Origin of the sequence: Capnocytophaga genosp. AHN8471 (assembly GCF_016806945.1) — a bacterium.
GTDB classification, from domain to species: Bacteria; Bacteroidota; Bacteroidia; order Flavobacteriales; family Flavobacteriaceae; genus Capnocytophaga; species Capnocytophaga periodontitidis.
On the sequence record NZ_JAESPJ010000018.1, the window covers coordinates 38,369 to 53,835 of the forward strand.

Below are 15,467 nucleotides of genomic sequence, written 5' to 3' on the forward strand. Positions count from 1 at the left end.
ACAATGAAAAGATTGAGTTTCTTATTGTGCCTGCTATGCACACTCACAACCCTTTCTGCACAAACACAGTACACCGTAAAAGGTTTTGTGCATAACGCTTCACTCGAAGGCATTGCCAATGTGGCTATCAAAGTATTAGATGCCGACACAAACTTTATTGTAAGTGAACCTCTTACCGAAGCTAACGGACTCTTTAGCTTTACTTCTTCCCCTCGCAAATTGCGTATTTATATTGAAGGTACTAACGACTATCTGTCGTATACAGGCGAACCTTTTCAGCTGAACAAGTCTATTGAAATGCTTGCTATCGAACTAAAAACATCAGTTGATTTAGAAGAAGTAGTCATTACAGCTCCTCAAAAGAAAGCTGCTGTATATATGGAACAGGGCAAGATTGTGTTTTCACCTAAAAACAGCCTAACACACGCCTCTGGAACGGCTCTCGATGCACTAAAAAGCACCCCAAATGTAGTAGTAGATAGCAAAAATCACCTGAGCATTGGCGGAAAAAGCAATGTATTGGTGCTCATCAATGGGAAACCTACCTATATGCAACCCGACGATTTGGCGAGTTATCTGAAATCTATCCCAATGGCGCAAATCAAAAAAACAGAATTATTGCTCAACCCTCCTGCCGAGTACGAGGCTCAAGGGGGAGCTGGTGCGGTGAACATTGTATTAGATAAAAAAACGGTGGAAGGTACCTTCTTCTCATTGAACAATGGGCTGTCGTATTGGTGGAATCTGCGCCAAAATACGGAACTCCAACTGCAACACAGCGTAAATAAAGGCATATTGCGTTTGGGTTACAATCATCAGTTAGGGCATTACGCAATGGATTACGGCAGCGAGCGCCTACAAAATGGCTTGCGTTATGAAAGTCCCACCGATGATACCGAAAAACGCAAAACTATTGCAGGACATATTGGCTATGACTATTTGCCTGATGAACAACATACTTTAGGCGTGCAACTCTCTGCCAACACGCTATTTGGCAAAGGAACTACTAGCACAACCACTCGCTTTTTCAATGCTGCCAATGTATTGGAAAAAACATTATCGGGCTACAACGATTACTTTATGCAAAAAGCGAACCGCTACAGTGCCAATGCTTATTATACTTTTGCTCCTTCCGATAACGAACGTTACCAGTTAGATATAGATTACGCTTTTTTCGATGGTGGTTCAGGGAATTGGCAACCTAATACTTACCGTTCACCTGCGGGCAATGTGCTTTCTCACGAGTTATATCTTTCCGAAAACGACCGCAAAATACATATCTTCGCTACTTCTTTTCGTTCGGAATTACCGCTATGGGGAGGCAGCCTTACAGCAGGAGCTAAGTACTCACAAGTGTTTTCGGACAATAGCTTTCAGTTTTACAGACACTTGGCTCCCCATAACATTATAGATGTAAACCGCTCTAATGCATTCGACTTCAAAGAGCGTATTTTTGCCGTTTATGCTCAATATCGCTACCCTCTTACCGACCGTTTGTCTGCTGAGGTAGGGGTACGCAACGAAACTACTTTTTCTAACGGACTTTTATTGCCTATTGAGGGCAGTGGAAACAGCCAACAAGAGCATAAAAAACACTATACTAACTTCTTCCCTACCCTGAGTTTGCAATACCAATACAATGATGACCTACAGCTATTTGCAGGCTATAGCACTCGCATCAACCGACCTGAATACCAAAATCTCAACCCGTTTGAATACCTTTTAGACGAATTGTCGTATTGGAAAGGAAATCCGTTTTTAGCTCCTGAAAAAATACAAAAAGCTACCCTTTCAGCTTCGTATAAAAAAACTTCTTTCACAATGACTTACAGCTACTCTACCGACTTTTTTAGCAGTATCAGTGAACCTTTTCAAAGCAACAAAATCATTTCAATTCCTAAAAATATAGGCAGTCAGCACCATTTGCTCTTTTCACTCTATCAAGAACTGAATTGGGGCAACGGCTGCCAAACAACCCTTACCCCTAATCTCAGTTATATAGAGAATAAAGGCACTGTATTAGAAGGTAGCGAGTTACACCTCAATCGTTGGCAGTACAGCCTAACAATGCAAAATTACTTTCGTTTGCCTTGGCAACTCAAAGGCGAGCTCACAGCGGTTTACAATTCGCGCAGATTAGCAGGTATCAACGAGATAGCCAAATCTTCAGGAGGTATAGACCTTGGTTTACAGCGTATTTTCTTAAACAATCACCTTACAGCCACCCTTAGTTTTACCGATATTTTCCACACCCAGCGCTGGGATAGCGAGAGCCATTTGCCTAACTTAGACCTTTATGCTTATGGCAATAGCGAAAGCCGGCAAGTCAAACTAAACCTCACTTATCAATTTGGAAAAGCCAAAGAAGTCCATACAAACGAACTTGAAGAAGTAGAGCGATTATAATTTTTTGGTGTTTTATTTCGGTATAATGGTAAAAAGATATATCTTTGCGGTTGAAATCATCCCTTGAAAAATAAATTATCAGTATATTTCAAGCAAATAAGATAAACCGATGAAAAGAACACTTTTTACCATCATTGCCCTATTGTTCACGGGCTACATTTTTGCACAGACCGATACTTCGGGTAGAAGTCTTTACCGTGCGACTCCTGAGAAGAAAACTGCCTTGAAGCACACCAAGTTAAAGGTAAGTTTCAACTTCAACAACCAAACCCTCAGCGGAGAAGAATGGCTCACCGCTGCCCCTTATTTTTATGCTACCGATAGCCTTATTCTCGATGCCAAGGCTATGCTCATTCACAAGGTAGCCTTAGACCAGAATGGCAAACAACGGGGGCTTTCTTATAGCTATAAAAACAATTTGCTAAAGATAAAACTCAACAAAACCTACCAGAAAGACGAAGCCTATACCATCTATATTCGCTACACTGCTCAGCCTGAGAAAGTAACTGAAAAAGGAGGAGAAGCAATTACCGATGCCAAAGGGATCTACTTTATCAACCCTAAAGGAGAAGCCGATAAGCCTATGCGCCAAGTGTGGACTCAAGGTGAAACCGAAGGCTCTTCTTGTTGGTTCCCCACTATCGACAAACCTAACCAAAAAACAACCCAAGAAATTGAAATCACTGTACCCGAGAGCTTTGTCACCCTTTCTAATGGTCTGCTAAAAAGCAGTGACAAGAAAGGCAATATGCGCACCGACTATTGGGTGATGGATAGACCTCACGCTCCTTACCTCTTCTTTATGGGAGCAGGAGAATTTGCCGTGGTTAAAGATACCCCTTGGCGTGGTACAGTGCCTATTGAATACTATGTAGAAAAAGAATATGAATCTGTTGCTAAACAGATATTTGGCAATACAAGCGAGATGATTACTTTCTTCTCCGAACGTTTTGGCTACGATTTCCCTTGGTCTAAATATGCCCAAATGGTAGTACGCGAATTTGTGAGTGGTGCAATGGAAAATACTACAGCCGTTAGCCACGCCGAAAGCGCTTATCAAACTGCAGGTGCTTTAGCCGACCAAAATTATTGGGAGCCTATCATCGCTCACGAGTTGGCACACCACTGGTTTGGCGATTTGGTAACTACCGAAAGCTGGTCAAACCTCACTGTAAACGAGTCGTTTGCTAACTATAGCGAGTACTTGTGGTTGATGCACAAATATGGCAAAGATGTCGCTGAATACCACTTGAGCAACAACACCCTCCAATACCAACACCGCCCTAACGATTTTGTAAAAGATTTAGTGCGTTTTGGTTACGACTCCCGCGAAGATATGTTTGATTTAGTTTCCTACAACAAAGGGGGAGCTATCTTGCATATGTTGCGCAATTATTTGGGCGATGCTGCTTTCTTTGCAGGACTTACCGATTATCTCAAAACCAATGAATACGGTACTGGCGAAGCTCACCAATTACGCCTTTCATTAGAAAAAGTGAGTGGTAAAGACCTCAACTGGTTCTTCAACCAATGGTATTTCGGCAATGGTAACCCTACTGTAAATATAGAAAAGAACTTCAAAAGAGGTAAACTCACCCTAAAAGTGATACAAACACAAAGTGAAGACCTCTTGTTCCAATTCCCATTGGATATAGATTTGTACATCAACAATCGCGTGATGAGACACACCGTTTGGGTAGATGCTCGCAAAGAAAACGTTTTCACCTTCCCAATGAGAAAAATGCCTACCCTCATAGATATCAACCCTGAAGGAGTGATATTGATGAATGAACAATACCAAAAATCGTGGGCAGAGTACTTGTTCCAAATACAACGCGCTAAATCACTTAAAAGCAGATTACAAGCGGTAAGTGCTCCTACCGAATCTGAAGGTAAAGATATTCTAATTGCGGCTCTCAAAGATCCTTTCTTCCAAATACGCGTACAAGCCTTGCAAAAACTCGCTAACTACGATCTCAACGCCAAAGAAATGGCTATGGTAGAAAAAATTGCCTCTTCCGATCCTCAAAACTTAGCTAAATCGGCAGCAATGTGGGTATTAGCAACCTCTAAGGACAAAAATAAATATACTCCTATATTCGAGAAAAACCTTGAATCTCCTTCAGGGGCTATTAAAAATGCAGCTATCAATGGGATAGCTCGTACTGATCCCGCACGTGCTAAGAGTATTCTTGAAAAAGGAAACATCAAAGATTTCGATACCGATCAATTAGCGGGATTATCAGGCGTTATTGTCGATAACCAAATGGAGCAATATCTCCCCGCAATACTTCCTTATTTTGTATACTATCCTTTCTTTGAAAAAGACACTCCCGACACAGCTGCTAACTTTAAAAAAGGCTATGAATGGGCAATGCATTTAGATAATACCTCACACGTAGAATTATTAACTAAATCACTCAAAGAAATCGCTAAAGATATGGAAAATCCTGCAGCTAAAGAAATGCTAAAAAGCGTATTAGATGAAGGTATTACTATCAAACGCGGCTTAAACCAAACTGAATCTGTAAAAAAACAAATTAAAATGTTAGAAGAGATTAAAGGTATGTTCAAATAATGATTAAATAATTGTTACATACTTTTGCCAAAGTTGACTCATTTAAAGATGCTATTATATCAAAATTAGATATAAAACTTCTTTTGTTAGTAGAAATAAATGAGGTAGAAATTTGGTCGTAGAATCTTTTTATTTACCAATTCTAATTGAGTAATCCATATATTTTTGATTTTTAGTACAATATCATATAAAATATTTGGATTACTCATTTTTTATAAGTTTAAATTACTTCCCTATTTTTTACTGCTTTTTTCAAAGGTCATTCTTCGTCATTCGGTTTTTGTCATTAGTTTTGCGTTTTCTTCAGTAAAAAAACATCTAAAACTAACAATCTTTCAAAAAATATCCTTACAGCGGGTTCTATTTTGATATTCTCTTAAAAATCAAGAATGTTACAAAAAAATGTTAAAAGGTTAATCTTTGTTAATATTTAAACTTTCTCTTGTTCATTACGAAAGATATTGATACTTTTGAGCCGTTAAAACAAATAAAAGTATGAATAATACACGTAAAATCGCTTCGTTTATCTTCTGTTGTCTTTTCCCTTTTTGGCTTGTAGCACAGGAAATAACTATCAAAGGTACCGTAAAAGATCAGGACGGTCTCGAATTGCCTGGAGCAGCTATCGTTATCAAAGGTACTAACAAAGGTATAGCTACCGATGGAAATGGAGCCTTTGAAATTAAAGCTCATCAAGGGGATATTTTAGTATTCTCAACTATCGGCTATGCTCCTAAAGAGGTAAAAGTAGGTAAGGAACGCAACCTAAACATCGTTCTATCTGTTGATGTTCTTCAGCTCGAAGGTACTGAGGTGGTAGCAGTAGCCTATGGTACTACCGATAAAAAATCGTTTACTGGCTCTATGGCTACTATCAAAGCTGAAACTATTCAAGCTAAACAATCTTCCGACGTAGCTAAAACCTTAGAAGGCGCTGTAGCAGGAGTACAAATCTCCACTTCATCGGGGCAACCTGGGAGTAATTCGGCTATTCGCATTCGAGGTATTGGCTCTATCAACGCCTCAAGTGCTCCACTTATCATCTTAGATGGTGTACCTTTTGAAGGAACGCTCAACGCTATCAACAACAGCGATATAGAGAGTGTAAACGTACTAAAAGACGCTTCTTCTTCAGCACTTTATGGGGCACGCGGCGCTAACGGGGTGGTACTCATCACTACCAAAAGTGGTTCTAAAGGGCGCTTATCCATCACTTTAGATAGTAAGCTGGGCTTCAACTATCGCGGTATCCCTGAGTACGATATCATCAGCAGTCCAGGGGAATATTACGAAACCCTTTGGTCTGCTCTTTACAACCAAAACCGCTATGCCCAAAACCAAGCCGACGCCTTAGCGCGTACCAATGCGAGTCAGTCGCTTATTAACAATGTAGGTACAGGTTATAACATCTACAATGTTGCTGATGATCAAGTGGTACTCTCTAACGGCAAACTCAACCCTGCGGCTACTATCAAATATTCCGATGCAACGACCTTCAATCAATGGGAGAAAGCGCTCTTCAACAACCGTGTGCGCAAAGAACACAACCTGAGTATGACCAAAGGCACAGAATACAATAGCTTCTATTTCTCTTTTGGCTATTTAGGTGATGAAGGCTATAATATGAATACTTATTTCAATCGCTATGCTACTCGTTTTTCTTATAAGGGGGATATCACTTCTTGGCTTAAAACCAATGCTTCCTCTATGATTACTTATACTGAACAACAAGGAAGTACAGAAGATGATGGCTATGACAACCCTTTTGCGTGGACGCGCACCATCGCTCCTATTTACCCTATCTATGAACACGATGCCAATGGCAATCGCTTGAGTACTTACGACTATGGGATTACCCGAAAATTCAACGCTAATACCAATCCCGTGGCAACACAACGCGAAAACTTGAACTACAATCGCGATTACTATTTCAATCAGTCGCTTTCATTAGATGCAACGCTACATAAAAATCTTACCCTTTCTGCCAATGGTAATTTCTATGCCAATTTCTACGATGTGAATTACTTCACTACCCCATTAGGAGGAGCTGGCAAGAACTATGGCGGGGCATCTACTAAGTACAAATCGGATAATATAGTGCTAACATTCAACCAATTGTTGCGCTATAATAAGAACTGGGACGACTATGGTTTTGAAGCCTTTTTAGGACACGAAACTTATCTAAAGCGTTTTGGTACCATTGAAGGGTCTAAGAAAAATTTCGTAGATCCGCGCAATAGTGAGTTTAACAATGCGGCTGTACTCAGTTCACTCACTTCATACTCCCGTCGTTATTTTGTAGAAGGCTATTTTGGTCAGATAAATGCTAATTATAAACATAAGTATTATCTCTCAGGCAGTTTGCGCCGTGATGGTTCATCGGTATTTGCACCCGAAAATCGCTGGGGTACTTTTTGGTCGGTAGGAGCATCGTGGTTGCTTAGTGAGGAAAAATTCTTAGAAAAAGCAAAATTCATCGATTTGATAAAACTGAAACTCAGCTATGGGGTGCAAGGAAATGACGAACTTTACTTACCGGGTAGCTACTCACGTTCCTATGTACCTTATATGACACTCTATAGTGTGAGTACCAATGGCAATACACCTGGACTCGTAGCCAGCTATAAAGGTAATCGCAATATCACTTGGGAAGAGAGTGGCAACCTCAATGCAGGAATAGAATTAGCGCTATTTAACAACCGACTCACTTTAGAGGCTGATTATTTTATAAAGAAAACAAATAACTTGTTGTTCGATATGCCACTACCTGCTTCTACTGGTTTTTCTTCAGAACCACGTAACGTTGCCGATATGGTAAACAAAGGATTTGAATTTTCATTAGGTGTAACCCCAATACGCACCGACAAAGTGGAGTGGACTATCTCTCTAAACGGATTGCACTACAAAAATGAAATAACCCGCCTACCTGAGGAACTACGCGAAAAAGGACTCACTCGCGGCTACCAAATATTAAAAGAAGGCGGTAGTATCTACGATTTCTATATGGTAAAATGGGGAGGCGTAAATCCTGTTAATGGCGACGCGCAGTTCTACATCAAAAACACTACCACAGGCGAATACAAGCTAAAAGGTAGTGCCGATTATGATAGCACCAATAGCAAGCAATATGTAGGCACTTCTATCCCCGATTTGCAAGGAGGCTTTGGCACAACGCTCAGCGCCTATAACTTCGACCTTGCCATACAGTTCTCTTATCAATTCGGCGGTAAATTCTACGACTCTCAGTACGCTAACCTAATGCACTCTGGCGACTTGGGTAGAACCTGGCATACTGATATTCGCAATCGTTGGACTCCTGAGAATACTACCTCTGATATTCCCCGATTGGAGTTTGCAAACCAAAAGGTGCTTAGTCTTTCCGATCGTTTTATAGTATCATCAGACTATTTATCGTTGCGCAATGTAAGTTTAGGCTACACTTTCAAACAAGGAATTGTAGAAAAATTAGGACTTACTAAATTGCGTTACTACCTCACTGCCGATAATGTATATTTGTGGAGCAAACGCAAAGGATTAGACCCCCGCACCAGCTTGGCAGGTAGCAATGACTATGCAGTATATAGCCCAATCCGCACGGTATCAATGGGATTAACACTCAATTTTTAAAATCGTAAAAGTTATGAAAAAATATATACTTTCCACCGCTTTTCTATCACTGCTTATTACTGCTTGTTCTAAGAGTGATTTCGACCCTAAGGTAGACGAATACCTCACCGACCAGCGTAAAGAGGAACTCAAAACTAATGTAGAAACCAAAGCCAACTTGTTACAAGTAGAGCTCAACGGTATTTACAACAACAATGTAGCCGAACAAAGCAGTTATGACGATTCATTCGGACTCAAGTCTATCCATCTGTCATCAGACCTTACAGGGCTTGATATGGTGCAAGATTCGTATCATTGGTTCGGCCATGACTATTATTTCAATATGCGAGACGCTACCTATACGCGTACCAGTTTTATGTGGTCTTTTCTCTACCGACAAATCAGTGCAATTAACAAAGTGTTAGCCGATTATTTTACTGAAACACCTACCGAGCAAGTGCTTTACCAAAAATACGCCGAACTCAAATCGTTACGCGCGATTTACTATTTCTATTTGGTAAATTTATATCAACAATCATACAAGGGTAACGAAACAAAATTGGGCGTTCCACTAATGCTCAAACCTACCGATAGCAAACTGCCGCGTGCCACAGTAGCTGAAGTATACCGTCAAATGGAAGAAGACCTATCAGTGGTAGATGATGCCCAATTTACCATCACCGAAAGCAAAGAAGATGTAGATAAAGCTGTCGCCGCTGCTTATTTCGCCAAAGTATACGCTCATAAAGAGGAGTGGGCAAAGGTAGCCCAATACGCCCAAATCGTGCTCAACGCAAGCGATTTCAATTATACTTCTATGGCTGAAGTGCAAGGAGCTAAATGGGATATTAGTAACACCTCTTGGCTTTGGGGGTATGATATCACCCAGCAGACTACAAGTTCCTTTGGGTCTTTCTATTCGCATATCGATAATACCATAACACAAGGCTATGCTGGGGGTTCAGGAGCTTATAAAAATATGTACAGCAACCTCTATGCTAAGATAGCCGATACTGATGTACGTAAGAAAATATATATCAATAGTACACTTTTCCCCACCATTGCCGATAGGTATAACTTACCCGATTACGCCAATGTGAAATACGCTACCGACCAGCAATTTTTGAGCGATTATTGCTTCATACGTATAGAAGACCCTTTCTTTTTGTATGTAGAGGCTTTGGTAGAGCAAAACGATTTGACTACTGCCAAGACTACCTTAGAAGACTTTATGCGCAGTTATCGAGACCCTTCTTACACCCTCACTGCTACAACTCAAGCGGCTATGCGAGAGGAAGTACGTACACAGCGCCGCATAGAACTATGGGGTGAAGGCACTAGCTTCTTCGATTTCAAACGTTGGCATTTAGGGGTAAACCGAAATGAGGCTGGCAGCAACCATACCTTTATGATAACAGTACCCGCTGGCGATAAACGTTGGGTATACCAAATACCACAAGACGAAATAGAAGCAAACTCATTAATAGTACAAAACGAATAAAAAATAACACAAAAACCTAAATAGACACGAACTACCTAAAAAAGAATACTTTTTGGGTAGTTCTTTTTTATATTGCGCAAGCATTGGCTAATTAGCAAATTAGTCGTAACTTTGCCCCCTTGATAGTTAAAAATGAAAAACAGAGAAATTCTTATAAAGGGTGCTAAACTGCACAATCTTAAAAATATTACCGTGGGGATTCCCCGCAACAAGTTGGTAGTGATTACAGGGCTTTCAGGTTCAGGTAAATCATCATTGGCTTTTGATACACTTTACGCCGAAGGACAGCGCCGCTATGTAGAGAGCCTGTCGTCGTACGCGCGTCAGTTTTTGGGTAAGTTAGACAAACCAAAAGTAGACAATATCGTAGGGATTGCCCCTGCGATTGCAATTCAGCAGAAAGTAAACACCTCGAACCCACGTTCTACCGTGGGCACTTCTACCGAGGTGTACGACTACTTAAAATTACTCTTCGCACGTATCGGGAAAACGTATTCTCCTATTTCAGGTCAAGAGGTGAAAAAACATACCGTTACCGATGTGGTGGATGCAGTAATGCGCTATCCCGAAGGCACCAAACTGTTGCTTTTAGCACCTGTGAGTATCCCCAAAGACCGTACCGTAGAGCAAGTGCTCAAACTCCTATTACAACAAGGCTATGCGCGTATTCTATACAAAGAAGAAATCATCCGTCTTGAGGAAGACAATTTGCCTAAGAATCTCGACAATTTCCAATTGGTAGTAGATAGGGTGATTGTGCATCACGACGAAGACTTTCAGCACCGCCTTGCCGATGCCGTAGACACGGCTTTCTTTGAAGGGAAGGGTGAATGCTACATTCAAGAAATGGACGGAGTGGTACAAACGCATTTCAGCAATCGGTTTGAGTTGGACGGTATCACTTTTTTAGAGCCTAACGTACACTTGTTCAGCTTTAACAACCCTTATGGGGCTTGCCCAAAATGCGATGGTTATGGTGATACTATCGGACTTGATGAAGACCTTATCGTACCTAACACAGGTCTTTCGGTCTACGAGAATGCTATCTATCCTTGGCGTGGCGAGACGATGAGTTGGTTTCGTGACCAATTGGTGAATAACGCCTATAAGTTCGATTTCCCGATACACAAGCCTTGGTTTGAGCTCACCAATAAGCAGAAACAATTGGTTTGGGACGGCAACAAGTATTTCACAGGACTCACCGATTTCTTCAAAGAGTTAGAAGAGAAAAGTTATAAAATACAAAACCGAGTGCTCTTGGCACGCTATCGCGGAAAAACACGTTGTCACGAATGCCACGGCAAGCGTTTGCGCAAAGAGGCTAACTACGTGAAAATAGCAGGTAAAAGCATTTCGGATTTGGTAGAATTGCCTATTGAGGAACTACAACTTTTCTTTAAAGAACTCAAGCTCAACGATTATGAGCAAGAGGTAGCCAAACGATTGTTGTTAGAAATCAACAACCGCCTGCAATTCCTTGCCGATGTAGGTTTAGGCTATTTAACCCTCAACCGAAAATCGAACACACTCTCAGGGGGAGAAAGCCAGCGTATCAACTTAGCGACCTCCTTGGGCAGTAGTTTGGTAGGCTCTATGTATATACTCGATGAGCCCAGTATCGGCTTGCATCCACGCGATACCGAACGACTGATAGGCGTACTAAAATCCTTGCGCGACTTAGGCAATACAGTGATTGTGGTGGAACACGATGAGGATATTATGAAAGCTGCCGACTACATTATCGACATAGGTCCTGAAGCCGGAACGCACGGCGGTGAAGTGGTAGCGGCAGGCACTTACAACGAACTTCTAAAAGCCGATACCCTTACGGGGAAATACCTCAGCGGACGTTTAGCAATTGAAGTACCCAAAAAACGGCGCACCTCTCCGCAACACATCACTCTGGTAGGCTGTCGCGAGAACAACCTTAAGAACATAGATGTTACCTTCCCTTTGGATATGCTCACTGTAGTTACAGGGGTATCGGGTAGCGGTAAATCTACTTTGGTAAAAAAATTGCTCTATCCTGCCATTCAAAAAGAATTAGACTTAGGAGGAGAGAAAATCGGTCAGTTTACTAAGATAGAAGGCAAATACAAGCACTTGCAAAGTGTGGAGTTTGTAGACCAAAATCCTATTGGTAAATCGTCCCGTTCAAATCCTATTACCTATATCAAGGCTTACGACGATATCCGCGCCCTCTTTGCAAATCAGAAATTGGCAAAGATGCGCAATTTCCAATCCAAACACTTCTCGTTCAACGTAGATGGAGGTCGTTGTGAAGTGTGCAAAGGCGAAGGTGAAGTAACTATAGAAATGCAATTTATGGCTGATGTGCACCTCACTTGTGAGGCTTGTGGCGGCAAACGCTTCAAAAAAGAAGTGCTTGAAGTGATGTACGAAGGCAAAAACATAGATGACCTGCTGAACACTACTATCGATGATGCAGTAGCCTTCTTTCAAAAGCACAAACAAACGAAAATAGCTGAAAAGCTCAAACCTTTGCAAGATGTAGGTTTGGGGTATGTAACACTGGGGCAGTCCTCCTCTACCCTATCGGGTGGGGAAGCCCAACGGATAAAATTAGCGTCGTTTCTATCGAAATCGGATAGCAAAGAAAAAGTGTTGTTCATTTTTGATGAGCCTACCACCGGTTTGCACTTTCACGACATTCGCAAACTCTTAGACTCATTGCAAGCCCTTATAGAAAAAGGGCATTCGGTTATCATTATCGAACACAATACCGAGATGATCAAATCAGCCGATTATGTAATAGATTTAGGTTTAGAAGGCGGTGCCAAAGGAGGCAATCTCGTAGCGACGGGCACCCCTGAGGAAATCGCTAAAAACAAACAAAGCTACACAGGTAAATACTTAAAACTGAAGTAACAATGGACATTCAATTCAATACAAACGAAGATTACAATAAATTAGCCCTTAGCGAGTTGCGTAAACGCTTGAAAAAGGTAAAAGAAGGCGGGGGCAAAAAGAACCTCGAAAAATTACACTGCCAAGGCAAACTCTCGGCTCGTGAACGCATAGAATATCTCTTAGACAAAGATAAACCTCAAATAGAAATAGGCGCTTTTGCCGGTGAGGGAATGTACGAAGCACACGGCGGCTGTCCCTCGGCTGGTGTAGTGGTAGTGATAGGCTATGTTGCTGGTAAACAATGCGTAGTAGTAGCCAATGACGCTACCGTAAAGGCAGGTGCGTGGTTTCCTATTACAGCCAAAAAGAACCTACGTGCTCAAGAAATTGCAATGGAAAATCGCCTGCCTATCATCTATTTAGTAGATAGTGCGGGGGTGTACTTGCCTTTGCAGGACGAGATTTTCCCCGATAAGGAACACTTTGGTCGCATCTTTCGCAACAACGCCCTGATGAGCAGTATGGGTATCACCCAAATAGCAGTGGTAATGGGCAGTTGTGTGGCAGGCGGGGCTTATCTGCCTATAATGAGCGACGAGGCACTGATAGTAGATAAAACGGGAAGTATCTTTTTGGCGGGCAGCTATTTAGTAAAAGCTGCTATAGGCGAAAATATCGACAATGAAACCTTAGGCGGCGCCACTACCCACTGCGAAATCAGTGGGGTAACCGATTATAAGGCAACCGATGATAAAGATGCCCTCGACCGTGTACGCCGTACAATGGCTAAACTCGCCGATGCCGAAAAAGCAGGCTTTAACCGCACTGAAGCGCATAAACCACTAAAAGACCCTAACGAAATTTACGGTATCTTGCCTAAATTGCGCTCAGAGCCTTATGATATGAAAGATATCATCCTTCGATTGGTAGACAATTCAGAATTTGACGAATATAAAGAAGGTTACGGACAAACCATCCTCACGGGCTATGCGCGTATTGAGGGTTGGGCGGTAGGCATTGTAGCGAACCAGCGCAAGGTGGTGAAAACTAAAAAAGGGGAAATGCAGTTTGGAGGTGTAATCTACTCGGATAGTGCTGACAAGGCGACCCGCTTTATTGCCAATTGCAACCAAAAGAAAATACCTTTGCTCTTTTTGCAAGATGTTACCGGTTTTATGGTAGGCTCTAAATCAGAGCACGGAGGGATTATCAAAGATGGGGCTAAACTCGTGAATGCTGTTGCGAACTCAGTTGTGCCTAAATTTACAGTTGTGATAGGCAATTCGTACGGCGCAGGCAACTACGCTATGTGTGGTAAGGCTTACGACCCGCGTCTTATCGTATCGTGGCACAGTGGAAACATTTCGGTAATGGGGGGCGCACAAGCTGCTAAAGTGCTCTTGCAGATAGAAACCGCTAACCTAAAGAAAAAAGGTGAAGAACTCACTCCCGAAAAAGAAGCTGCCCTTTTTGCGCATATCAAAGAACAATACGACGAGCAAATATCACCTTACTATGCTGCTGCTCGCCTCTGGACAGATGCCATCATCGACCCATTAGAAACCCGCCAATGGATAGCAATGGGTATAGAAGCTGCCAACAATGCCCCCATAGAAAGAGCGTTTAACTTAGGAGTGATACAAGTTTAGACGTCTCATTATGATATACGGATACATTCGGGTGAGTAGTGACAAACAAACAATAGAAAACCAGCGATTTGAAATTACAAACTTTTGTGAGAAAAAAGGATTGTTAATAGACGACTGGATTGAAGAAACCATTAGCGGAACCAAAAGTTATAGCAAACGCCAATTGGGCAAATTGCTAAAAAAAGTAAAGAAAGATGATATTATCATTTGCAGTGAACTGTCACGGTTAGGGCGTAACTTGTTTATGATAATGGAAATTCTCAATATATGTATGACCAAAGAGTGCCGTGTATGGACTATTAAAGACAATTACCGCTTAGGAGATGACATACAGAGCAAAGTGCTTGCTTTTGCTTTTGGTCTATCAGCCGAGATTGAGCGCAACCTTATCAGTCAGCGTACTAAAGAGGCGTTGGCTCGCAAAAAAGCAGAGGGGGTGGTACTTGGTAGGCAAAGAGGTTTCCGCTGTAGGCTCAACCCAAAATGTACCGAGAAACACGAATGGATCGTCAAAGAATTGGAAAAGGGTACGCAGAAAAAAATCATTGCCAAAAAACTAAAAGTATCAAAGACAACCTTCTATCGTTACCTTGTATATACAGGGTTACATACCCCAATCAATTGTCAACAAGAAGGATGGAAAGAATATGGGATATACCATTGATTCTTGTGAGATCGCCCCTCTAAAGAGGGCTTCGACATTGTTATTGGAAACCCACCGTATTTAGAATCTAGAAGTCCCAATTTCCCTGAATCATTAAAGATAAGTTTGCAGAATGAAATTCAAAAGAGAAGAATGTCAGATTCGGGAGCCTTTCCTCGTGGACAAGATTTATTGATTTTCTTCTATAAATTA

7 protein-coding genes and 1 pseudogene are annotated in these 15,467 nt (G+C 41.6%); all 8 read left to right on the top strand.

The annotated features are described in order from the left end of the window. The first annotated feature begins 3 nt into the window (after positions 1 to 3). Positions 4 to 2,406: a TonB-dependent receptor gene (locus tag JMN12_RS08155; protein WP_203138530.1), complete on the top strand. Its 2,403-nt coding sequence runs from the start codon at positions 4 to 6 to the stop codon at positions 2,404 to 2,406. A gap of 109 nt (positions 2,407 to 2,515) precedes the next feature. After that, positions 2,516 to 4,984 (top strand): M1 family aminopeptidase, encoded by a 2,469-nt coding sequence (locus tag JMN12_RS08160; protein ID WP_203138532.1) that lies wholly within the window; start codon positions 2,516 to 2,518, stop codon positions 4,982 to 4,984. Between the two features lie 495 nt (positions 4,985 to 5,479). Further along, positions 5,480 to 8,611, top strand: coding sequence for a SusC/RagA family TonB-linked outer membrane protein (locus JMN12_RS08165; protein WP_203138534.1), 3,132 nt, complete (start codon positions 5,480 to 5,482; stop codon positions 8,609 to 8,611). Between the two features lie 13 nt (positions 8,612 to 8,624). Continuing rightward, positions 8,625 to 10,091: a RagB/SusD family nutrient uptake outer membrane protein gene (locus JMN12_RS08170; RefSeq protein WP_203138536.1), complete on the top strand. Its 1,467-nt coding sequence runs from the start codon at positions 8,625 to 8,627 to the stop codon at positions 10,089 to 10,091. A 132-nt stretch (positions 10,092 to 10,223) separates the two neighbouring features. Further along, the gene (uvrA, locus tag JMN12_RS08175) at positions 10,224 to 12,980 is read left to right on the top strand and encodes an excinuclease ABC subunit UvrA (protein ID WP_203138541.1); all 2,757 of its coding nucleotides are present in this window, start codon (positions 10,224 to 10,226) and stop codon (positions 12,978 to 12,980) included. Between the two features lie 2 nt (positions 12,981 to 12,982). Next, positions 12,983 to 14,611 carry an acyl-CoA carboxylase subunit beta gene (locus JMN12_RS08180; protein ID WP_203138542.1) on the top strand — a complete coding sequence of 543 codons (1,629 nt, stop codon included), beginning with the start codon at positions 12,983 to 12,985 and terminating at the stop codon, positions 14,609 to 14,611. Positions 14,612 to 14,621: 10 nt separating this feature from the next. Continuing rightward, positions 14,622 to 15,275, top strand: a complete 654-nt coding sequence (locus JMN12_RS08185; protein ID WP_203084372.1) for a master DNA invertase Mpi family serine-type recombinase — start codon at positions 14,622 to 14,624, stop codon at positions 15,273 to 15,275. 33 nt (positions 15,276 to 15,308) lie between these two features. Further along, positions 15,309 to 15,467, top strand: a pseudogene (locus tag JMN12_RS15590) (hypothetical protein); the annotation flags it as partial.

Coding starts and splice junctions, on each gene's coding strand:
- JMN12_RS08170 (WP_203138536.1), top strand. CDS start 8,625: ATGAAAAAATATATACTTTCCACCGCTTTTCTATCACTGCTTATTACT.
- JMN12_RS08160 (WP_203138532.1), top strand. CDS start 2,516: ATGAAAAGAACACTTTTTACCATCATTGCCCTATTGTTCACGGGCTAC.
- JMN12_RS08185 (WP_203084372.1), top strand. CDS start 14,622: ATGATATACGGATACATTCGGGTGAGTAGTGACAAACAAACAATAGAA.
- uvrA (WP_203138541.1), top strand. CDS start 10,224: ATGAAAAACAGAGAAATTCTTATAAAGGGTGCTAAACTGCACAATCTT.
- JMN12_RS08180 (WP_203138542.1), top strand. CDS start 12,983: ATGGACATTCAATTCAATACAAACGAAGATTACAATAAATTAGCCCTT.
- JMN12_RS08165 (WP_203138534.1), top strand. CDS start 5,480: ATGAATAATACACGTAAAATCGCTTCGTTTATCTTCTGTTGTCTTTTC.
- JMN12_RS08155 (WP_203138530.1), top strand. CDS start 4: ATGAAAAGATTGAGTTTCTTATTGTGCCTGCTATGCACACTCACAACC.